The organism is Bacillus sp. FSL W7-1354 (assembly GCF_038002405.1).
GTDB classification, from domain to species: Bacteria; Bacillota; Bacilli; order Bacillales; family Bacillaceae; genus Bacillus; species Bacillus paralicheniformis.
The window spans coordinates 2,132,610-2,153,382 of record NZ_JBBOCL010000001.1; the positions used below are offsets into that span (position 1 = coordinate 2,132,610).

22 protein-coding genes are annotated in these 20,773 nt (G+C 45.8%); 2 read left to right on the forward strand and 20 right to left on the reverse strand.

Features of this window, described 5'->3' with window-relative positions:
* Nucleotides 1-66: 66 nt before the first annotated feature.
* The 13 genes from MKZ04_RS10810 to sppA form a co-directional block, all read right to left on the reverse strand.
* Complete coding sequence (locus MKZ04_RS10810; protein WP_020452572.1) at nt 67-753, reverse strand: metal-dependent hydrolase; 687 nt, start codon at nt 751-753, stop codon at nt 67-69.
* A gap of 32 nt (nt 754-785) precedes the next feature.
* Entirely contained in the window at nt 786-1,547 is a 762-nt protein-coding gene (locus MKZ04_RS10815) for an SDR family oxidoreductase (protein WP_023855495.1), read from the reverse strand.
* Between the two features lie 165 nt (nt 1,548-1,712).
* Complete coding sequence (locus MKZ04_RS10820; protein ID WP_020452574.1) at nt 1,713-1,856, reverse strand: hypothetical protein; 144 nt, start codon at nt 1,854-1,856, stop codon at nt 1,713-1,715.
* 74 nt (nt 1,857-1,930) lie between these two features.
* Nucleotides 1,931-3,310 (reverse strand): argininosuccinate lyase, encoded by a 1,380-nt coding sequence (gene argH, locus MKZ04_RS10825; protein ID WP_020452575.1) that lies wholly within the window; start codon nt 3,308-3,310, stop codon nt 1,931-1,933.
* Nucleotides 3,307-4,518, reverse strand: coding sequence for an argininosuccinate synthase (locus tag MKZ04_RS10830; RefSeq protein ID WP_020452576.1), 1,212 nt, complete (start codon nt 4,516-4,518; stop codon nt 3,307-3,309). Before MKZ04_RS10830 ends, argH begins: the two co-directional genes overlap by 4 nt.
* Nucleotides 4,519-4,712: 194 nt before the next feature.
* Nucleotides 4,713-5,231 (reverse strand): MogA/MoaB family molybdenum cofactor biosynthesis protein, encoded by a 519-nt coding sequence (locus MKZ04_RS10835; protein ID WP_023855497.1) that lies wholly within the window; start codon nt 5,229-5,231, stop codon nt 4,713-4,715.
* Nucleotides 5,232-5,329: 98 nt separating this feature from the next.
* Nucleotides 5,330-6,517, reverse strand: a complete 1,188-nt coding sequence (locus tag MKZ04_RS10840) for an acetate kinase (RefSeq protein ID WP_020452578.1) — start codon at nt 6,515-6,517, stop codon at nt 5,330-5,332.
* Nucleotides 6,518-6,746: 229 nt separating this feature from the next.
* On the reverse strand, nt 6,747-7,733 hold the full coding sequence (locus MKZ04_RS10845; protein ID WP_023855498.1) for a class I SAM-dependent methyltransferase: 987 nt from the start codon (nt 7,731-7,733) through the stop codon (nt 6,747-6,749).
* Between the two features lie 85 nt (nt 7,734-7,818).
* Nucleotides 7,819-8,322: a thiol peroxidase gene (gene tpx / locus MKZ04_RS10850; RefSeq protein WP_341045880.1), complete on the reverse strand. Its 504-nt coding sequence runs from the start codon at nt 8,320-8,322 to the stop codon at nt 7,819-7,821.
* A gap of 137 nt (nt 8,323-8,459) precedes the next feature.
* Nucleotides 8,460-8,918 carry a GerW family sporulation protein gene (ytfJ, locus tag MKZ04_RS10855; protein WP_020452581.1) on the reverse strand — a complete coding sequence of 153 codons (459 nt, stop codon included), beginning with the start codon at nt 8,916-8,918 and terminating at the stop codon, nt 8,460-8,462.
* Between the two features lie 12 nt (nt 8,919-8,930).
* Nucleotides 8,931-9,614, reverse strand: coding sequence for a DUF2953 domain-containing protein (locus tag MKZ04_RS10860; RefSeq protein ID WP_341045881.1), 684 nt, complete (start codon nt 9,612-9,614; stop codon nt 8,931-8,933).
* Nucleotides 9,615-9,734: 120 nt separating this feature from the next.
* Nucleotides 9,735-10,253, reverse strand: coding sequence for an RDD family protein (locus MKZ04_RS10865; protein ID WP_105981144.1), 519 nt, complete (start codon nt 10,251-10,253; stop codon nt 9,735-9,737).
* A gap of 15 nt (nt 10,254-10,268) precedes the next feature.
* Nucleotides 10,269-11,276: a signal peptide peptidase SppA gene (gene sppA / locus MKZ04_RS10870; RefSeq protein ID WP_020452584.1), complete on the reverse strand. Its 1,008-nt coding sequence runs from the start codon at nt 11,274-11,276 to the stop codon at nt 10,269-10,271.
* Nucleotides 11,277-11,469: 193 nt separating this feature from the next.
* On the opposite strand from sppA, the gene MKZ04_RS10875 reads away from it, so the two are divergent.
* Nucleotides 11,470-12,267, forward strand: coding sequence for an NAD kinase (locus tag MKZ04_RS10875; RefSeq protein ID WP_020452585.1), 798 nt, complete (start codon nt 11,470-11,472; stop codon nt 12,265-12,267).
* Nucleotides 12,268-12,284: 17 nt separating this feature from the next.
* On the opposite strand, the gene MKZ04_RS10880 is transcribed toward MKZ04_RS10875, so the two are convergent.
* The 6 genes from MKZ04_RS10880 to MKZ04_RS10905 all read right to left on the reverse strand — a co-directional run bounded on the left by MKZ04_RS10880 (nt 12,285) and on the right by MKZ04_RS10905 (nt 17,409).
* Nucleotides 12,285-12,416: a hypothetical protein gene (locus tag MKZ04_RS10880; protein ID WP_023855500.1), complete on the reverse strand. Its 132-nt coding sequence runs from the start codon at nt 12,414-12,416 to the stop codon at nt 12,285-12,287.
* Between the two features lie 124 nt (nt 12,417-12,540).
* Nucleotides 12,541-12,969 (reverse strand): MarR family winged helix-turn-helix transcriptional regulator, encoded by a 429-nt coding sequence (locus MKZ04_RS10885; RefSeq protein WP_020452586.1) that lies wholly within the window; start codon nt 12,967-12,969, stop codon nt 12,541-12,543.
* A gap of 25 nt (nt 12,970-12,994) precedes the next feature.
* Complete coding sequence (mbcS, locus tag MKZ04_RS10890) at nt 12,995-14,593, reverse strand: acyl-CoA synthetase MbcS (protein ID WP_033155109.1); 1,599 nt, start codon at nt 14,591-14,593, stop codon at nt 12,995-12,997.
* 133 nt (nt 14,594-14,726) lie between these two features.
* The gene (locus tag MKZ04_RS10895) at nt 14,727-14,939 is read right to left on the reverse strand and encodes an alpha/beta-type small acid-soluble spore protein (RefSeq protein WP_003184396.1); all 213 of its coding nucleotides are present in this window, start codon (nt 14,937-14,939) and stop codon (nt 14,727-14,729) included.
* Nucleotides 14,940-15,050: 111 nt separating this feature from the next.
* Nucleotides 15,051-16,256: a tRNA uracil 4-sulfurtransferase ThiI gene (gene thiI / locus MKZ04_RS10900; protein ID WP_023855502.1), complete on the reverse strand. Its 1,206-nt coding sequence runs from the start codon at nt 16,254-16,256 to the stop codon at nt 15,051-15,053.
* 7 nt (nt 16,257-16,263) lie between these two features.
* Nucleotides 16,264-17,409 carry a cysteine desulfurase family protein gene (locus tag MKZ04_RS10905; protein WP_020452589.1) on the reverse strand — a complete coding sequence of 382 codons (1,146 nt, stop codon included), beginning with the start codon at nt 17,407-17,409 and terminating at the stop codon, nt 16,264-16,266.
* A gap of 194 nt (nt 17,410-17,603) precedes the next feature.
* On the opposite strand from MKZ04_RS10905, the gene brnQ reads away from it, so the two are divergent.
* Nucleotides 17,604-18,941: a branched-chain amino acid transport system II carrier protein gene (brnQ, locus tag MKZ04_RS10910; protein ID WP_020452590.1), complete on the forward strand. Its 1,338-nt coding sequence runs from the start codon at nt 17,604-17,606 to the stop codon at nt 18,939-18,941.
* 107 nt (nt 18,942-19,048) lie between these two features.
* On the opposite strand, the gene ezrA is transcribed toward brnQ, so the two are convergent.
* On the reverse strand, nt 19,049-20,743 hold the full coding sequence (ezrA, locus tag MKZ04_RS10915; RefSeq protein ID WP_043054430.1) for a septation ring formation regulator EzrA: 1,695 nt from the start codon (nt 20,741-20,743) through the stop codon (nt 19,049-19,051).
* Between the last annotated feature and the right edge of the window lie 30 nt (nt 20,744-20,773).

Genomic DNA, 20,773 nt, shown 5'->3' on the forward strand with positions numbered 1-20,773 from the left:
TTTTGATAGACATATAACCGGTTCAACCGAAAAAAGGACCCGGATTCGGGTCCTCTAAAAACAAGTTTATTTAAATTCGATTGACTCACCGACCTCAAGCACTTTTCCGACGCCGCCGGGAAGGCTGTCCGCAAATGCATGCGGGTCCTGTTCGATGACGGGGAACGTCGAGTAGTGAACCGGTACAACCTGTTTCGCCCTGAGCCATTCTGCGGCCAGTTTGGCATCCTCCGGGCCCATCGTAAAATTATCGCCGATCGGCAGGAAAGCGAGGTCGATATGATTTAATTCACCGATCAGCTTCATATCTGAGAAAAGCCCGGTGTCTCCTGCATGAAAAATCGTCCTTCCTTCCACAGTCAAGAGGATCCCCGCCGGCATGCCGGTATAGACGATCTTTTGGCTGTCTTCTTCCGTATAAGCCGATCCGTGGAAAGCCTGCGTCAGCTTGACTTGGCCAAAATCGAACTGATGGGAGCCGCCGATATGCATCGGATGGACATTCAGGCCTTTCCATCCCAGATAGACCGCGAGTTCATTCGGAGCTACAACGAGCGAATGATTTCGCTTGGCGATTTCGACGGTATCGCCGACATGATCGTTATGACCGTGGGTCAGCAAAATAACATCCGCTTTAACCTCTTCCGGCTTTAAATCGGTTAAAGAATTTCCTGTAATAAACGGATCGAAGATCAATTGATGATTTCCCGTTTCAACTGTTACCACTGAATGACCATGATATGTCACTTTCATCATATCCACCCCTGTTTTTTAATTTCGCACGTCTAAAGAGAATGACGGTTAATCACATTCAAGCCGCCTGTCGCTTCAATGACTGTTCCCGTAATGTAGTCGGAATGTTCATCGCATAGAAAAGTGATGATCCTTGCGATATCTTCACCGGTTCCCGACCTGCCGATCGGCGTTTCCTCATCAAGTGACGCCCTCGCTTCTGAAATCGAAGCCTCTTTCATATCCCCGACGATGTTGCCTGGACAAACCATGTTGGCTGTGATGCCGGAGCCCGCTTCTTCAATGGCGATCGTTTTTGTTAAAGAAGCCAGCCCCACTTTCGCCGCTCCAAAAGCGGAACGATGCAGCCAGCCCGGCGCATGGTCTGCCCCCTGAAATCCGTATGTGATGATGCGGCCGAACCGCTGGCGCCTCATCACCGGAACAACCGCTTTAAACAGATGGAAGACAGAGCTTAAGTTGCCTTCAAGCATGTCATACCATTCATCATCAGTATAATCTGCAAGCTTTTTTCGTTCAAATATGTATGGGCCGGCATTATTGATCAGAAGATCAATTTTTCCAAATCGCTCAAGTGCGGCATTCACCATCCGGAGCAGGTCTTCTTTCTTGGTGACATCTCCCTTTACAAACTGTAAACGGTCAAGGGATGACCGCCATTTTTCTTTGAGGCGGCTGACAGCTTCTTCGTCCTGCCTGTAATTCACCGTCACTGAGTAGCCTTTTTCAAGCAGGGCTTCCGTCACTTTACGCCCCAAACCTTTTGAACCGGCAGTAATTAACGCATGGCGCACATCTTTCCCTCCCAGGCATTGGTTCTCGGTATTCGCAAATGATTGCATGTATCTACCTATACTTTACTACAAAAGCCAGAGTATATCACATGTGGAGCATCGGGAAATTTGCAATCGCCGCTGGACAGAAGAAAGCTGAAGCCCGCTGTTACGGGCTCCAGCTTTCTATTGTTTATCTGCATCAGCTAACGGCTGTGCGTCATCGTGCGCGACAAATCCGCTGAAATAGGCATCAGAGATTTGCTGAACGGTTTCTTTATCGCCGTCGGCATCATACATGTATGCGTGTTTTGACTGATCTTGTTTCATTGCCACACCCCTTTTCGATTCACAAATCTATTTTGCGTATGAAGCCGCACAGTTATGAATCGAATCGGGAAGTGTTAAAAATTGTTCAAACAATGCTTCGCCTTTTGAATGGCTTCTTCCACCTTTTTGAATCCCGTCCCGCCTTCACTCATCCTTTTTTCGACGGCATGGTGCGGGTCGAGCACGATGTAAACGTCTTCTTCAAACAGTTCGCTTGCCTTTTCGAACTCTTCAAACGGCAGGCCGCTGAGATAAATGCCTTTTTCGATACAAGTGTAGACAAGCTTTCCGACGACTTCGTGCGCCTCTCTGAACGGCATGCCCTTTTTCGCCAGATAGTCGGCAAGTTCGGTGGCATTTGAAAAATCCTGCTCCGTTGCTTTTTTCATCATATTTTTGTTCACTGTCATCGTTTTCGTCATGCCGGCAAAAATCTCGAGGCTTCCTTCGACCGTTTTCACAGTATCAAACATACCTTCTTTGTCTTCCTGCAAATCTTTATTGTACGCTAACGGGAGCCCTTTCATAATCGTCAGGAGGCCGATCAGATCACCGTATACGCGTCCGGTTTTCCCGCGAATGAGCTCTGCCATGTCCGGGTTTTTCTTTTGCGGCATCATGCTGCTCCCCGTAGCATAAGTGTCATCAAGCTCAATGAATTTAAATTCCTGTGAACACCAAAGAATGATTTCTTCGGAGAATCTTGACAGATGCATCATCAAAATGCTGCTCGCGCTTAAAAATTCAAGGATGAAATCCCTGTCGCTGACGCCGTCCAAGCTGTTTTCATATATCGAGTCAAACCCGAGCAGACCTGCTGAATATTCACGGTCGATCGGAAATGTCGTTCCGGCGAGCGCCCCGCATCCAAGGGGGGACTTGTTAATCCGCTTGAATGAATCATGATAGCGTTCTTTATCGCGCTCAAGCATCCAGAAGTAAGCGAGCAAATGATGCGCGAACGAGATCGGCTGCGCCCGCTGCAGATGGGTGTATCCCGGCAGTATCGTCTCCACATGTTCTTCCGCTTTTTCGATAAGCACGTGTTGAAAAGCCGTAATCAGCTCGATGATATGCTCTGTGTGCCCTTTTAAATACAGGTGCATATCCGTCGCCACCTGGTCGTTTCGGCTTCTGGCCGTATGAAGCTTTCCGCCGAGCGGCCCGATTTCGTCAATGAGCATTTTTTCAAGGTTGAGGTGAATGTCTTCGTAATCGACTGAAAAATCGAGTTCGTTTTTTTCCGCTTTGTGCAAAAGGGATGTCAGGCCTTCTTTTATTTTGACCGCTTCTGCTTCGGTTAAAATGCCGCATTTTTCAAGCATGGAAGCATGAGCGAGAGACCCTGCGATATCTTCTTTCACGAGCGTTTTGTCAAAGTGGATCGATGCGCCGAACTCATCGACCCATTTTTCCGGTGTTTTTTGGAACCGGCCTCCCCACAGCTTTTTCATGCTTTAATCTGCTCCTTTTTTTGGACGATGCTGTTTACTTTCGTCGGCAGTCCCCACAGCTCGATAAAGCCGACGGCAGCGTGATGATCGAACGCATCGTCTTTTGTATACGTCGCCAGTTTTTCATCATACAGGGAGTATTCGGATTTACGCCCTTCAACGATCGCATGGCCTTTGAACAGCTTGACGCGGACGACGCCCGTGACATGCTTCTGCGTTTCTTTCAGGAAACCGGAAAGCGCGTCTTTAAGCGGAGAAAACCACAGGCCGTTATAGATCACTTCAGCCATTTTTTGTTCGATCAGAGGTTTGAAATGCGCCACTTCTTTTACTAATGTCAAATCTTCAAGCTCTTTGTGCGCCTTAATCAAAGTCATCGCGCCCGGGCATTCGTACACTTCGCGTGATTTGATGCCGACAAGGCGGTTTTCAACATGGTCGATGCGCCCCACTCCATGCGCGCCCGCCAGTTCATTCAGCTTTAAAATCAAGTCTGACAGTGAGTAATGAGCGCCGTCAATGGAAACCGGAATGCCCTCTTCAAAAGCGATTTCGATCACATCGGGGGTATCCGGTGTTTTTTCAAGCGGCTTCGTCAAATCATAAGCCCCTTCAGGAGGCGCCGCCCATGGATCTTCCAGAACTCCGCATTCATTGCTTCTGCCCCACAGGTTCTGGTCAATTGAATACGGGCTGTCAAGATTGATCGGAATCGGAATGCCGTGCTTTTCTGCATACGCGATCTCTTCGTCGCGCGACCATTTCCATTCGCGCACAGGTGCCAGCACCTCTAAATCCGGATTGAGCGATTTAATGGACACCTCGAAGCGCACTTGGTCATTTCCTTTGCCTGTGCAGCCGTGAGCCACGGCTTGGGCGTTCTCTTTTTCAGCCACTTCGACCAGCTTTTTGGCGATCAGCGGTCTGGACAGAGCTGATACAAGCGGGTACTTTCCTTCATAAAGCGTATGGGCCTGGAGGGCGGTCAGTGCAAACTCTTTCGCAAATTCTTCTTTTGCATCGATAACATATGAATTAGAAGCCCCGACTTGAAGCGCTTTTTGCTGAACAAATGCGAGATCCTTTCCCTCCCCGACGTCAAGGCAGCAGGCCACTACATCATATCCCTGTTCCTGCAGCCATTTTATCGCGACAGAAGTATCAAGTCCTCCTGAATATGCTAAAACCACTTTTTTCTTTTGCGTCATTTTGAAAAACTCCTCTCATCTCGGTGCTCTTTTTTGTATAAAAATAAATTTTATTTAATAAAAATACATTTAATATGTATACACTTTAACAAGGAAGTCTGGTTTTTTCAACCTTTTTGTAAAAAAAACTTCATTCATTTTTTATGAATGAAGTTCAGTGCATATTCAGCGTTCAGCCGGAGGGCTTTCCGGCTTTATTTTTTCATATCTTTTCTCAGTTCTCTGATGACATGGGCAAGCTCAGGCACAATCAGCTTTGACATTGCAAGCTTAACCGCCCCGCTTGAACCCGGTGTTGCAAACACGGCTTTGTTTTGAATAACACCCGCTGCAGCTCTTGAAAGGATCGCAGCCGCTCCGATATCCTCTGTATAACTCAGCATGCGGAATATCTCCCCAAATCCCGGAATTTCTTTCGAAAAAAGAGGAACGATCGACTCGATTGTTACATCTCTAGAGGCAATGCCCGTCCCTCCGTTTAATAGGATGGCATCGATCCGGTCATCAAGACAGCCTTCCAGCACAGCTTTTTGAATCATTTCCTTTTCATCCTTTACAATCTCATAGGAAACGATCTCATGACCGTCTTCCGCTAAAAACTCTTTCATAAGCCGGCCGCTTTTATCTGTGTCTTCCGTTCTTGTATCGCTGACAGTAATAACTTTGCAGTTGACGCGGTCCGGCGCTTCTTTTTTATGTTCCTCAACACTCATGGCTAAATAGCCTCCTTTATACAGTCTTTTTTCATTATAAAGGGGAAGATGCATAAAAAAACAGCCTTCCTTGTAAAGAGAAGGCTGTTTTTTTATTTTTAGTGAGCCAGTCTAACGACGTCTCTTGCAATCATCACTTCTTCATTCGTCGGGATGACGAGGACTTTTACAGGTGAATGCGGATAGCTGATAAACGCTTCTTTTCCACGGACGTTATTCAACGCAGGATCCCAATAGACACCCATGAATTCCAAACCATGAAGAACGCGCTCTCTGACTTCAACGCTGTTTTCCCCGATGCCGGCAGTGAAAATGATCGCGTCTACTCCGCTCATTCTCGCTGCATAAGAACCGATGTATTTATGAATTCTGCTTGCGAATACTTCAAGGGCTGTTTCCGCACGTTCATTGCCTTCTTTAGTTGCTTCGACAATATCGCGCAAATCGCTTGAGAATCCGGAAATACCTAAAAGACCGCTCTTTTTATTGAGTGTGTTCAGGACTTCGTCGGCTGTTTGACCCGTTTTTTCCATAATGAACGGGATAAGCGCAGGATCGATGTTTCCTGAACGCGTACCCATCGCCACACCTGCAAGCGGTGTGAAGCCCATTGATGTATCGATTGATTTGCCGCCTTCAACAGCTGCGATGCTCGCGCCGTTTCCAAGGTGGCAGGAAATCAGGCGAAGTTCTTCAATCGGACGGCCGAGCAGCTCTGCCGCGCGTTCAGTCACATATTTATGAGATGTGCCATGGAAACCGTATTTACGGATGCCGAATTTCTCATAGTATTCGTATGGCAGACTGTACAGATAAGATTGTTCCGGCATTGTTTGGTGGAATGCCGTATCAAAAACGGCCACGGCAGGAACATTTGGAAGTACTTCTTTAAACGCTTTAATTCCGACAATATTAGCCGGGTTATGAAGCGGTGCGAGTTCTGAAATCTCCTCGATCTCATGGATCATTTCATCCGTCAATAAAACGGAGTCGCTGAACTTTTCGCCGCCGTGTACGACGCGGTGTCCGATTCCGTCGATTTCATTTAAATCTTTGATAATGCCGAATTTTGTAAGTTTATCCAGCAGCATTTTTACGGCTACGGAGTGGTCCGGGATATCTGTTGTTTCGGTCTTTTTTTCGTCGTTGACGGAAATCGTGAAGATGCCGTTATCCAGCCCGATTCGCTCAACAAGGCCTTTTGTTAGTACTTTTTCGCTGGGCATTTCGAACAGTTGAAATTTCAATGATGAGCTTCCAGCATTGATTGCAATAATTTTGGACATAAAATGACGCTCCTTTTTACCTATAGTCCGGTGACATTATGTTCAACCCGGATCATAAAAAATATGTATAAAATCGTTCTTAGTAAATTCAAAAAATATCTGCCTTTCTCATTTAAACACTCAAAAGAGTGCATTTCAAGTCACGATCCGACATGTTAACGCTTTCACAAAGAAATTATTATTTTCTGAATATAAAAACAGATCAGAGAATATATCTTCTCTGATCTGCTTATCTTTTTTCAGCTTGAAACCAGTTGTCGAGTTTGGCTGTCATTTTCAGCATCGCATCCTGATTGGCGAATGACGGAACTTGTGCAAGCAGAACTTGTTTAGGCGCTTTCGCCTGTTCGCCATGCTTTTGTAAAACCAAAATGCTCTTCGCGTGTGCCTCATCTTTGAAAATCGACAGCGGAAGCTGAAGCACTGCATTAATATACGCATTGTCCTTTAAAAAGGTACGCAGCTTTTCGCTTTGGCTGCTTTCGAACAATTGGTTCGGAATCATAAAAAATAAATAGCCGCCCGGTTTCGTATAGGTCAAGCTTTGTTCAATAAACAAATGGTGTGAAAAAGAATGGCCTTCATCTGCCTTTAATTCGAAAGCGCGCGCGCTTTCGTCATCAGGATAATATCCGACGGGAAGATCGCAAATGACCGCATCGGCAGGCTCCATAAAAATCGGCTGCAGGCTGTCCTGGTTAAAAAGCTCGATTTCCTTTTCCTGCAGGTTTGCCTGGACATAGGCGAGCTTGATCAGAACGTCATCAATCTCTGAGCCGAACGCTTTTCCGGCTTCATCGGCCAGCTGGTTCAAGACGGCAAGCAGCAGGTTTCCAGTGCCGACCGCCGGATCAAACAGCGTCAATTCTTTTTTGGGTCCGATGAATTTGTTCACCAGATATCCGATAAATAAACCGATTGTATCGGGCGTCATCTGCCGGTTCGGATGGGGAATATCTTTCTGGCCTTTCAGGATGGCAAGCTGGAAGGCTTTTCGGATCGCCTCATGGCTGCATTCTGAAAAACGCGCACGGCCGAGCAGATCCTTCACCTTTTGTTCGGCTTTTTCGGAAAGCCCGCGGTCCGCGGACCCTGTAAAGAATGCCTCTCCTGCTTCCGCCAATCCTTCTATGTAAGGGATCTGCAGGTCACGTGCGATGATTTCCGCTCCTTTGTCAAGCCATTCATAAATCGTTTCGACTGGATAGTTTTGCATGATGATGTCTCTCCTTATCAAAAAATCAAAGCCATGAAAAGAGCTCCGGCAAGATGATCACCTGGAGCCCTTTTATGAGTTGAATTTACTTAACGAGTGATTTGGCAGCTTCGATGGCTTTGTCATAGTCCGGGTGGTTTGTCGCTTCGCTGACGTATTCAGTGTAGACGACTTTTCCGTTTTCATCTAACACAAATACGGCGCGGGCAAGCAATCTCAATTCTTTAATGTAAAGCCCGAATGCTTCCCCAAAAGACATTTCCCTATGATCTGACAATGTTTCCACATTTTCAATTCCGTTTGCTCCGCACCAGCGAGCCTGTGCAAACGGCAGATCCGCGCTGATCGTATACACTTTCGCTGAACCGAGGCCTGCGGCTTCTTCGTTAAAGCGGCGGGTCTGCGCGTCACAAACACCTGTATCGATAGACGGAATCACCGAAATAACGGCTGGTTTGCCTTTAATGTCTTGAAGCGTGACTTCCTCAAGCGAATTGGACAAAACAGTGAAATCAGGCGCCTGGTCTCCGACTTTCACTTCTGAACCTACCAGTGTCACCGGGTTTCCTTTAAATGTAATTGAAGCCATCATCATTCCTCCTTCATTTATGTATGACTCTACTATAAAAGAGTTTAGGACAAACTGCAAAGCTTAAGTCCGGCCGAGACAAAAAAAGTTAACTGCTGCAGGAACAGTTAACTTCTGTGGCCGGAAAGCCGAAGCTTTTAAAATGGAGGCGTCTGGTTTTGGCGGTTCATATTTTGCTTTTGCTTATCGTTTTTCTTAAACATATGCTGAATCCGTTCGATCGTTTGCGGGGCTGCGTCTAAAATCTTATCGATGACGTGCGTGTTTTCATCCAAATGCAGGATTTTAACGCCTGATGATCCGACAATCAAAAAAGCAATCGGCGTAATCGATACGCCTCCCCCGCTTCCCCCGCCAAACGGGAGCTTCGATTCTTTTCGTTCACGATCTCCATCGCTCGCTTTGGATTCGGCCGGTTTATTTCCGCCGAACTCGCTTCCGCCAGCCGCAAAACCGAATCCCACTCTGGAGACGGTTAGGATGACGCTGCCGTCAGGTGTTTCTACAGGATCTCCGATAATGGTATTGACATCGATCATTTCCTTTAAATTTTCCATTGCGGTTTTCATCAAACCTTGAATTGGATGTTCAGCCATATTCCATTCCTCCTATACTGATGAATCATTCTTTGTTGAACCTGACAGATTTTTTGGCAGCTTAAATAAGCCGCGCATTTTCCCTTTCCAGTTCATCACGATTCTAAATGCTGCGGTTATAGCATGGCCAACGCGAAAATGGAATATACATGTCAGATGCGTTTTAGAGGAGCGGCTGTTAAAGACTGGAATCACTTCGTATTCCGGCTGGCTGTCAAAGCAAAAAATCTGATGCAAGAGAGCCATCGTGCCGGCTTTCAGAGACCAGGCGCCTCCCGTGACGATTCCGGTTAAAGCGGCATCAGGAAAGCCGAGGACTGAGGTCCATTCGAGCTTCGTGATGTGAATCTGCTTCATAAATCGGCGGATAAGCGGCTGCAGATTGATGACCTGTTCCACCAATTTTTTGATTTGCTTCGTATTATCGAACACTTCCCGATAGCCGACTTTTCTCCTCTTTTTATCGTTTTTTAGAGCCGTATTCGTCTGTTCTTTTACATCAACGGTCATATCCTGCTGATTGATTTTAATCACCGGAATTTCCTTTTTGAAGCGCAGAAGCCCAAAACCTGTTCGAACTTTAAAGGTCAGCCGGTCGTCATCGTCTGTATGAAGATATTCGATCGCGATGCGGATTTTCATCATCATTAACGCTGCCAAAAGAAGGAATACTCCCGCAATCCATATGTAAATCATAATTTCACTTCCTCTTATACTAATCATTATAGGAAGAAATTTGAAAAAATAAACATAGACGGAGCTTATTCCAGGCAGCAAAAAAACCCGGCTGTCTTTCAGCAGCCGGGTTTGATACGCTCAGTCTTTTTTTCGATACAGCTTTTCATGAATAACCGCCGTGTCCGCAAAGAAATCGTGAATCCCCTGTTTCTTTGGCGAAAATGCAGCAACGAGATACGTAATATACAAACTGTTGATATAGCGGCCGATAAGCTCCCTAAACAAGATCACATCCCATGTCAGCCCTTTTTCCGGGGCAAGCGACACGACCTTCAGCCCGAATACCATCTTGCCCAACGTCTGTCTGAAATACTTCGTCATCAGGACGAAATAAGCGAAAAATACTGCCGCCGTTACAAAAGAATAAAGCGAAAAGGTGAAAAAACCTGATTCTTTAGGGAGATTCAGCAGGCTGAAAACAGGTGAAACCGCTAATTTGTTGATGCTGCCGACAACAATCCCGTCGAGCAGAAAGGCAAACAGCCTGATCCAAAAACCGGCATATGCATGCTCTACATGCGGGGCCGATTCTTCCCTGGAAACACCGGCGTCCGGTGATAATTCATTATGATCCTTTCCATCATAAGTCACATCCATTTTTTCGGTCCCCTCCTATTTAGCGTATAAATACATGAGTCTCGGTGCGCCGGATTGAGAAATTGCTTCTTTAATGTTTAAGAAATCGGCTTCGCTTTTAAACATCTTATTTGCAGTCATCGAAAAGAGCGACGCAAGGCCGGCCGATTCTTCATAGCTGACAACAGACGCTCCGGCAAGGTTTTTGTGGTCTTTTTTCATCGCTTTGACCGCATCCTCATAGTAGCCGAGCTCATCAATGAGATGGTTCTGTTTCGCCTGGCGGCCGTCATAAACGCGTCCGTCGGCAATTTTTTTCACGTCATTTTCGGACATGCTGCGTCCGTCGGCTATAACATCGACAAATCCTTCGTACGCGTCATCGACCATTGACTGCATGATTTCTCTTTCTTTTTTCGTCATATCGCGCGTCGGTGACATGATGTCTTTAAACTCACCGCTTTTGATCGTTTCCGTTTTCAATCCAAGCTTTTCTGCAAGCTTGCTGTAGTTAAGGCTTTCCATGATGACCCCTAGTGAACCCGTCAGCGTGTCCGGCGCTGCAAAGATTTTGTCGGCAGGCGTTGAAATGTAATAGCCTCCAGATGCAGCCATCGAGCCCATTGATACGTAAATCGGTTTTTTCGTATCTTTTTTGATCTCTTCAAGCTTCTTATGTATTTCGGCGCTTTCGTATACTCCGCCACCCGGAGAATTGACGCGCAGAATAATGCCCTTTACAGCAGAGTCGTCTTTTGCTTTTTCAAGCATTTGCAAAAACGATCTGTGGTTATAGCCTTCAGAGCTGAACAAGCCAGAAGCGCCGCCATTGTCGGAAATCGTTCCGTTCACTTCAAGCACGGCGATTTTTCTTGAGCTGTTTCCTTCTTCAAGCACCGTTTCTTCCTGGGTGTCATTAAGGCCAAACTGCATCTTTCCGTCATTCCCCATCGTGTCAAATACTGCTAGCAAAAGGCTCACCACCGCAGATAACGCAAAAACGCCCAGCGCGATGACAAGTGCGATCCATCTTTTCGCATTCATTTTGTCTGTTCTCCTCCTTTGAATAAAAAAAGCTGCATGTCTTAGTACGTATATGAAGAGAAAAAGTTCAGTATGATGCCGCTTCATATACAAGAAGTTTTTGGACATGGTAAACTAAGGGTCACAGGTCATTTTAACATACATGTTAGATGGCAGAAAAATCTAAACTTAACAGACAAAGGGGAGAATGATTGTGACAGACCGCCGGAACATTTATTTCTTTTACAAAAAAAGCGAAGAAACCGACGAGCAGTGCAAAAAACTGAAACACCTTGCAGAAGAACACGGATTTCGCGTCGTTCACCACCACAATGAAGCCAATATTATCGCAAGCATCGGCGGCGACGGGACATTTTTGCAGGCGGTTCGAAAGACGAATTTCAGGGATGACTGCCTGTACGTAGGCGTGGCCAAAAAGGGGAAAGCTCATTTGTATGCGGATTTTAATATACATGATACCGATAAAATGATTGAAGCGACAAACTCTGAACAAATCGAGGTCAGAAAATATCCGCTGATCGATGTAACCGTTGACGGGACAAGCTTTCAATGTCTGAATGAGGTATCCATCCGTTCAAGCATTATTAAAACATTTGTGATGGACGTTTATATTGATGATCTTCACTTTGAAACATTCCGCGGGGACGGAATGATCGTGTCCACTCCGACCGGAAGCACCGCGTATAACAAATCGGTTGAAGGGGCCGTCGTTGATCCGCTGCTTCCATGCATACAGGTGACAGAGCTCGCTTCATTGAACAACAACACATACAGAACGCTCGGATCTCCGTTTATTTTAAGTGCGGATCGAAAGCTGACATTAAAAATCGTCCAAGACGGGAACGACTATCCGATCATCGGCCTTGATAACGAAGCCTTCAGTACGATGCATGTAAAAGAAGTCGAAGTCAGCCTCTCAGGCAAGATGATCAAAACCATTAAATTAAAAGACAATTCGTTTTGGGAAAAAGTAAGGCGCACATTTCTATAATTTTGAAAACCTTTTCATCAATAAAGAGCGGGATGTTCTTCCTGCTCTTTTTTGCGGTTGTTTATCACGAAATTTTCATTTCCGCATTCATGCCGGGTAGCAAGCACTTTGGCGGACGAATTTAATATCGACACATCGGATTGCCTCAAAAGTGCTCCTCCTTCCGGTTTTTATATATCGTATTACAAGTTGTATTACGCATCCTTTTTTCTATAAATCAACAGATTAAAAAGAAAAAGGCTGGTGATCGTCTGACCAACAGCCTTTAGCCGATTATTTGCTCCACTTTTTAAAATCCTGATTCAGTCTGATCAAATGAGTTTCCAATGTGCTCAGTTCTTCTTTTGTCCAGTCTTGAAGAACCTCCGTGTATACATGATAGCGAGCCTTTTGCACTTTTTTCAGAGTATCAATGCCCTCTGAAGTCATTTCTACAAGGCTGATCCGGCCGTTGTTGGGATCGGGAAAACGCCTGATGAGCTTTTTCCGTTCCAATGCTGCAACCTGTCTGCTCGCTGTCGAAAGATTCAGCATTAAGGTTTCAGCCAGCGAGTTGATGGCAAGAGGACTTTGCTTATCAAGCTCGCTTAACAGCAGATATTCCGAGCGGTCCAGACTTCCGAACCGCGGACTGTAGGCCGTCGTCAGACGGACTAAAAGCGCGATTTCCTTCTCGATGTTTCGGAGTGAGTCATGCCCCAAAGGATATTCCCCCCCTCTTGTGTGGTTATTCAGCTTTTGTTTTAAGAACGATTTCCCGTTGTCTTAGTTCAAAGCGCTTAATTTTCGCCGATGGCGTTTTCGGCAGTTCTTCGATGAATTCTATCTCCCGGGGGTATTTATAAGGGGCCGTCATGGCTTTTACATGGTTTTGCAATTCCTTTGTCAGTTGTTCATTGCCGCGGGATCGATCCTTTAAGACAACATATGCTTTCACGATCGATCCCCTGATTTCGTCAGGGCTTGCCACAACAGCACATTCTTTGACCTCAGGATGCTTGATCAGTGCATCTTCAACTTCAAACGGGCCGATTGTATATCCTGAACTGATGATCACATCGTCATTGCGGCTTTCAAACCAGAAATAGCCGTCTTCATCCTTTCGCGCCTTATCCCCTGTTATAAAGTAATCTCCTCTTCTTTGGCGGAGCGTTCGTTCTTGATCTTTGTAATATTCTTTAAAGAGTGCCGGCGTGCTTAAGTGGACGGCGATATCGCCCGTTACGCCCTGCGGACAGCTCTTTCCATTCCCGTCTATAATATCAACCAGGTTTCCAGGCGTCGGTTTTCCCATGCTTCCAGGCTTGATTTTCATTCCTTTTAAAATCCCCACCAACAGCGTGCTTTCCGTTTGTCCGTATCCGTCCCGCACATCAATATGAAAATGCTTTTTAAATGTATCAATGACTTCCCTGTTCAACGGCTCCCCGGCCGAAACAGCGCTGTGCAGAGAAGACAGGTCAAAGCGAGACAAATCATTGACTTTCGCAATGAATCGATACTCTGTCGGCGTACAGCATAGCACATTGATTTGATGGCGCTCAATCAGCTGCAAATACGTTTCCGGCGTAAATTTCCCGTGATAGATAAAGCCGGCTGCACCGCTGCCGAGCACTGCTAAAAACGGGCTCCATACCCATTTTTGCCAGCCCGGCCCCGCTGTTGCCCAGACGAGATCCCCTTCTGAAATGTCAAGCCATGCGGAAGCTGTCGTTCTTAAGTGAGCATAAGCCCAGCCGTGTGTATGTACAACTCCTTTTGGCTGACCGGTCGTGCCTGATGTGTAAGATAAAAATGCGATGTCATCGCGAGAGGTATCAGCCGCTTGAAAATCCGCGGCAACGGCCTGATTCATTTCTTCAGGCAGGTTGATCCACCCTTCTCTGCTTTCTCCGACGGCAAATAACGACAGCTCATCTTTTGCTTGAACATCTAGAAAAGCATCAAGAAATGCTGAATATACGACGGCTCCTTTGACGCCGGCATGCTTGATCCTGTAATCCAAGTCTTTCGCCCGGAGCATTTCGGAACATGGGATGACCACCATTCCGGCTTTTAAAATGGCCATGTAGACGGCATACGTCTCCGGGATCCGCGGCATCATCACGATAAGCTTGTCACCTTTTTTCAGTCCAGAACGGGTCAATATGCTGCCGATTTTGTAAGCCCTTTCAATTAATTTTTCATAAGTCCAAGACACTTGACGTCCTGATTCATCTTCCCAGATCAAAGCGGTTTTATCACGGGAAGATTTAAATTTTTCAATTTCATCAACCGCGTTATACTTCTCCGGCGCAATCAAATCTTCTCTTCTCAACCCATCCATCTCCTTGTCTTGTGCCATCTTTTTATTATACATAATCCTTTCATACAATTGTATTCCGAAATGCCTATTTTGCAGAACATAAAAAAGAGTGGGGATTAAACCCCACCCATTATCCATTGCTTTTTAATTTTAATTATTGTTGTGTTCCACCCATTTGCTGTTGAGCGAAAGAAACTAAACGCTTAGTGATTTCTCCTCCAACTGAACCGTTTGCACGAGAAGTAGTTTCTGCTCCAAGGTTAACGCCAAATTCAGAAGCGATTTCGAATTTCATTTGGTCGATAGCTTGAGCAGCACCAGGAACCAATAGTTGGTTAGAACTGCTTTGTCTGTTGTTTTGAGCCATGTGTTCTCACCTCCTTGTGAGTATAGATTGTGTAAAAACACATGACTTCATACAAAGAATGTTTGGTAATTGTATGCAAAAACAGACAAAGGCGTTTGATCTAATATTCCTTTAGAAAAAGTCCGCAAATTGATCTTTCGTTTCCGCTTTGCTGCTCAAAACAATCGTTTCTGTGTTCTCTACAGCTTCGTTGATGAGCGGTTCGAAATCTGTGTAGCTTTCAAAGTGTTCGATTTTTTCTTTTTTCGGACGCGTTTTCGGCGCAGAAGGCGTGAAGATCGTGCAGCAGTCTTCGTACGGACGTATGCTGATATCGTACGTATCGATTTCCTTCGCTTTTTCGATGATTTCCGTCTTATCCATGCCGATTAAAGGGCGCAAAACCGGCGTGCTCGTGACCGCGTTGATGGCATACATGCTTTCGAGCGTCTGGCTTGCCACCTGGCCGAGGCTTTCTCCTGTAAAAACGGCAAGCGCGTTATGTCGTTCGCGCAGTTTGTCGGCGATCTGCAGCATCAGCCTTCTGGTCGCCGTCATGGAATAGTTTTCGGGAATCTGCTTTTGAATGAGCTCTTGGGTTTTCGTAAACGGAACGATATGAAGCTTGATGTCTCCGCCGAAAGCCGTAAGGCGTTTAGTGAGATCAATCACTTTTTGCTTGGCCCGTTCGCTTGTATATGGCGGGCTGAAAAAGTGAACAGCTTCGATCTCAAGCCCGCGCTTCATGGCATAGAACCCGGCAACAGGGCTGTCAATTCCGCCGGATATCATAAGCATCGCTTTTCCTCCGCTTCCGACCGGCAGTCCGCCCGCACCTTTTTCATCCCGGAATGTCAAATACGTAGCATCTTCCCGAATTTCGATCCGCAAATGGATGTCCGGGGAATGAACGTCAACGGTAAGATCATCGGTGTTGCGCAAAATGTGTCCGCCGATTTCGGCATTCATCTCATTTGTATTTAATTCAAACTGCTTGTAAGCCCTTTTCGTCGATACTTTAAAGGTATCTCCGGGCTTGTATTGTTCTTGAACAGACGCGAGCGCCGTCTCTTTAATGCTTTCCAGATCTGTCCGGCATTTCACGGCAAGACTGAACGATTGGATGCCGAAAACGTTTTTCAGACGGGCCATTACGGCTTCCGCGTCTTCTCCGTTTAATACGAGAGTCATCCTGTCACGTGTTGACTCATAACGGACGTTGCGGAAATCGCGCAAGACCATTTTGATATTTCTTTTCAGGCGATCGACAAAAAGCTTTCTGTTCTTTCCTTTTGTTGAAATTTCGCCAAATCTGATTAAAATATAGTCTTCATTCATTGTGTCTCTACCTCATAATTCCTTTTAGTTTGTGTAAACTTTCTTTTAAGGCCGTCATAAACGGGCCGACAATCTCCTGATTGTCCCGGTATGTCATACTGATTCTGATGCTGCTTGCCGCTGCATCTTCACCTTTTCCCATTGCTAAAAGCACCTTGCTCGGCTTATGCTGTTTTGAAGAGCATGCTGATGTCGTCGATACGAAAATACCTCGCTCTTCTAGCATATGCAAAAGGACCTCAGCCTTCAATCCCGGCACGGAAAAATTAATGATATGCGGCGCGCTGTTTTCTTCCGGCGTATTTAATATAACACCTTTTAGCTCTTTTAGCTCCTTGATAAAAGCCAATTTTGCCGCCTTTATTTCTTCTATATAATGGTTATAATCCTGTTTTGACATATTGATCGCTTTTGCAAGCGTAACAGCGCCGGCGGTATTTTCAGTTCCGGCACGCCTGTTGTTCTGCTGTTCTCCTCCGGAAATCAAAGGAAAAAGCGAAATCCGTTCGTTCAGAATGAGCGCTCCTGTTCCTTTTAAGCCGTGAAATTTATGGCCCGATATCGTACAAAGGTCAATGTCCGCCCCGGAGATGTCCAGCGGAACCTTGTTAATGCCTTGAACGTGATCAACATGAAAGTATGCCCTTGTGTTTTCTTTTACGATTTTGCCGATGTCTTCCACAGGCTGGATGACACCTGTTTCATTGTTGACGTGCATGATGCTCACCAGAATCGTGTCTTTGCGGAGCGCTTGTTTCAGATCTTCAAGCGAAACAAATCCGCGGCTGTCGACAGGAAGATATGTAACCTCAAAGCCGAAGGCTGTCTTCAGCTGCTCCAAAGATTCCGTCACAGACGGATGTTCAATGGAGGAAGCAATGATATGTTTTCCTTTTTGCATATGTGCCAAAGCAATGCCTTTCAGCGCCATGTTGTTGGCTTCTGAAGCCCCGGACGTAAACACGATATCATGACTTTTTAGCGAAAGCGCCGTTTTGATCTGTTTCCGCGCTTCTGAAAGCAATTGATCCGCTTCAATGCCGTGGCGGTGCAGTGACGACGGGTTGCCGAAGAAGCGCTGATTTACTTGTTCATAAATTTGTAATAATTCAGGATATGGTTTTGTTGTTGAACTATTATCAAGATAAATCATGATCTACTCCTTTAAAAATGAACGTTCTTTTTCATGACTGTATATGTTATCATATCAACTTGTAATTGAAAATTAAAAATAAATGTTTGACTTCTCTGATTTTTAAAATATAATAGTCTTTGGACTTTTGTCATATTATATCACGAAAATAAATTGACAGAAAATTTAAACAACAAACCAGGAGGTTCTTTTTAATGAAAACTTCACTATCCGCTAAGGAAACGACGGCGATTGGACTTATGCTGTTCGCCCTCTTTTTCGGAGCGGGAAATATGATTTTTCCTCCCCAGCTCGGTCAAGCTGCCGGAGAGAATGTTTGGCCGGCTATCATCGGATTCTTGCTGACAGGCGTCGGTCTTCCGCTGCTCGGCGTCATCGCGGTTGCTCTAAAAGGGAGTGCAAAAGGCCTAGCTGACAAAGCCCATCCGGTCTTCGGCACGATATTAATCGTCAGCATTTATTTGACGATCGGACCTTTGTTTGCTATTCCGAGGACAGGAAATGTTTCATACGTGATAGCGGTGGAGCCGTTTTTAGGGAAACATTCATCAAGTCTTTATCTGTTTATCTTTACCCTGATATTTTTCGGAATCACTTATTTCCTGGCTTTAAACCCAAGCAAGCTTGTTGACCGCATCGGTAAAATTTTAACACCGATATTATTGACTGTAATCGCAATATTAGTCATCAAAGCGTTTATCACCCCGATGGGCAGCATCGGCTCTGTGACAGAGGCCTATCAATCCGCACCTCTGTTTGTCGGATTTTTAGAAGGATATAAAACGATGGATGCGATCGCTTCAATCGTATTTGGAATTGTCGTTATTACCGCGATTAAAGACCGCGGCGTTACAAATCCAAAGTCAATCGCCGCTTCATGCATCAAAGCGGGGATCGTCGCTGCAGTCGGTCTCGGACTCGTTTATGTTTCTCTCGCTTATTTAGGGGCGACAAGTGTTGAAACCGTCGGTTCGCTCAACAACGGCGGCGAAATATTGTCCAAAGCTTCCGCGTATTTATTCGGCTCGCTTGGAAATGCCGTGCTCGGTATCGCGATCTTGTTCGCCTGCCTGACGACGAGCGTCGGACTCGTTTCCTCTTGCGGAGAGTATTTTTCAAAGCTGATTCCGAAGCTCTCTTACAAAGCTGTTGTCATCATCGTGACGCTTTTCAGCCTTGTGATTGCCAATTTCGGACTGACAGAAATCATCTCGTTTTCAGTTCCGATTCTGTCGGCGATTTATCCGCTTGCGATCGTCGTCGTTTTGCTCTCTTTCATTGACAAGCTGTTTGCTGAACGACGCGAAGTCTATATCGGTGCCCTTATCCCGACTGGAATTTTAAGCATCATCGACGGATTAAACGCGGCGAAAATTCCGCTGGGTCCGGTAAACGATATCTTAAAAGCGAACATCCCGCTGTTCAGCATGGGTGTCGGCTGGGTCATTCCGGCTGTTATCGGCGCGGTGATCGGTTACATTGTGACATTTTTCATCGCTTCGCCGAAAGACAAATTAAAGAAAGTCAGCTGATCTTTGAAAAACCGGCTCTGTTTTTAAACAGGGCCGGTTTTTTTATTTTTCATTGCAGCTATAGACAAAAAAACCCGACACGCCTTTTCACGTGCCGGGTTTTTGCTCTATTCAGGCTGCTTCGCGTCCGCTGCAAGCCGGGCAACTGCTCCCGGCGACGCTTTTTCGACCGCTCTGGCGGCAATGTCGTAAGCCTCTTCATACTGATATGCATAAAAACTTTTTTCTGCTTCTTTGAGCTGTTCGGAAAGAATCCGGTCCTGGCTTCTGAAGCGGTTGCCATATTGGATGATGCGTTCGATCAGCAAAACCATTTCAACCAGTTCATCCGTCTTTGTTTTCACTTCTGTGACAAGCTGTTCCGCCTCTTGAAGGCGTTCGTTCACCGCATCCATGTTCAGCGGCAGCTCATTCAGCTGTTCTGTCACTTTCTGCACAGTCGTCTGCGACTGCCGGATCTTTTCGGTTATGGCTTCCGGAATCCCTGGAACATTGCTTTTCTCCAGGCTCCGAGCCGTATCCTTGATCGTCTGCTTTAATTGCTTGAGAAGCTCTCTTGCCTGAAGCTCTTCTTTTCTCAGCATTTGCAGCATGTCCCTGTATTCGTCATGCTCCCGTTGAGCGGCTTCCATCTGCTTTTCGATATCCGCAAGCTCTTCCTTTAACAGCGAGTAGGCGACATGTTTCTGATCAAGCCTTTCTTTCACTTGTTCGAACTGCTTTTCGATCATTTCAAGGCGCTTTTCGTATGACTGCTGTTTCTCCAGTTCTCCGGTTGTCAGTCTGTAGCCTTTCTTGACGAGTTCGGTTTCAGCTTCGGTATCCTTTTTGGAGGCTTCAAGCTTTTCCAATGCAGCGGCAAGCTCAGGCACTTTCTCCAAAATTTCCTGCCCTGCTTCGACTTCATGCTCCAGCTGGTTATACAGCGTCTGGATCGTTTCATCAATCATCTGCACGATTGCGGCGGCTTCTTCTAAATCAAGTTCGTCCAAAAGCGCACCTTCAGCACGCTTCAATTCTTTCAAAAGGTTTTCGAGCTCCTTCTCCACTTGAATATGATCGAGCTTGTACCCTTTATCGATCATTTCCTGATAGCCGGCTTTCAATTTGGCGAGTTCCTGCGGAACGGTCTGCTTGCAGCTTGCAAGCAGTTTCGGCACATCGTCTATGTATGATTGAAGCTCTTCAAGCAAACGGTCTTGGGCGAGCAGCACCTTTCTGGCTTCTATATAATTTCCGCCTTCTGTTTCCTCTTCAAACTGTTTAATGCCTTCCCACACGGTATCGAGGTCGGTTTCAATTTTCTCATAGAGGTCTCCGTACAGGTGACTGTATGCCAAAAGGTTTTTCCGCACTTTTGTATACCGTTCTTTTACCTCTTCGATTTCTTTGCGGTTCTGCTCTTCGCTCGAGACAAGATCGGCGATTTCCTTTAAGATGTCTTCAATGTTGGATTCAGCCGCTGATAAAAGATTCTCAATATGCGCGAGCACCTGTTTCGATTTTTGAAAACGGTATTTGTCGGCGCAATCCTCGGCTTCAAACAGAAGCTCTTCGACTTTGGGCATATGCGAGGTGACGATTTCATCCCATTCCCGGCGCCACCTTTCAAAGAATTCCTCAGTCTGCCCCGTCATTTTCAGATGCTTGATTTTTGACATCTCTTCCACGATCGATCGGTTCATGATTTCGATTTTCCAAGCTTCTAAACGGTCGATCTCTTTATATATATTTTTTCTGAATAAGTAGCCCGTAGCGAATAAGATTAAAAATAACGCCAGTAAGCCAATGACAAACTCCATAATGAGCCCCCTTGCTGTTTATCTGTTCTG

Coding starts and splice junctions, on each gene's coding strand:
- MKZ04_RS10810 (WP_020452572.1), bottom strand. CDS start 753: ATGAAAGTGACATATCATGGTCATTCAGTGGTAACAGTTGAAACGGGA.
- MKZ04_RS10820 (WP_020452574.1), bottom strand. CDS start 1,856: ATGAAACAAGATCAGTCAAAACACGCATACATGTATGATGCCGACGGC.
- argH (WP_020452575.1), bottom strand. CDS start 3,310: ATGAAAAAGCTGTGGGGAGGCCGGTTCCAAAAAACACCGGAAAAATGG.
- MKZ04_RS10830 (WP_020452576.1), bottom strand. CDS start 4,518: ATGACGCAAAAGAAAAAAGTGGTTTTAGCATATTCAGGAGGACTTGAT.
- MKZ04_RS10835 (WP_023855497.1), bottom strand. CDS start 5,231: ATGAGTGTTGAGGAACATAAAAAAGAAGCGCCGGACCGCGTCAACTGC.
- MKZ04_RS10840 (WP_020452578.1), bottom strand. CDS start 6,517: ATGTCCAAAATTATTGCAATCAATGCTGGAAGCTCATCATTGAAATTT.
- MKZ04_RS10845 (WP_023855498.1), bottom strand. CDS start 7,733: ATGCAAAACTATCCAGTCGAAACGATTTATGAATGGCTTGACAAAGGA.
- tpx (WP_341045880.1), bottom strand. CDS start 8,322: ATGGCTTCAATTACATTTAAAGGAAACCCGGTGACACTGGTAGGTTCA.
- ytfJ (WP_020452581.1), bottom strand. CDS start 8,918: ATGGCTGAACATCCAATTCAAGGTTTGATGAAAACCGCAATGGAAAAT.
- MKZ04_RS10860 (WP_341045881.1), bottom strand. CDS start 9,614: ATGATTTACATATGGATTGCGGGAGTATTCCTTCTTTTGGCAGCGTTA.
- MKZ04_RS10865 (WP_105981144.1), bottom strand. CDS start 10,253: ATGGATGTGACTTATGATGGAAAGGATCATAATGAATTATCACCGGAC.
- sppA (WP_020452584.1), bottom strand. CDS start 11,276: ATGAATGCGAAAAGATGGATCGCACTTGTCATCGCGCTGGGCGTTTTT.
- mbcS (WP_033155109.1), bottom strand. CDS start 14,593: ATGGATGGGTTGAGAAGAGAAGATTTGATTGCGCCGGAGAAGTATAAC.
- MKZ04_RS10895 (WP_003184396.1), bottom strand. CDS start 14,939: ATGGCTCAAAACAACAGACAAAGCAGTTCTAACCAACTATTGGTTCCT.
- thiI (WP_023855502.1), bottom strand. CDS start 16,256: ATGAATGAAGACTATATTTTAATCAGATTTGGCGAAATTTCAACAAAA.
- MKZ04_RS10905 (WP_020452589.1), bottom strand. CDS start 17,409: ATGATTTATCTTGATAATAGTTCAACAACAAAACCATATCCTGAATTA.
- brnQ (WP_020452590.1), top strand. CDS start 17,604: ATGAAAACTTCACTATCCGCTAAGGAAACGACGGCGATTGGACTTATG.
- ezrA (WP_043054430.1), bottom strand. CDS start 20,743: ATGGAGTTTGTCATTGGCTTACTGGCGTTATTTTTAATCTTATTCGCT.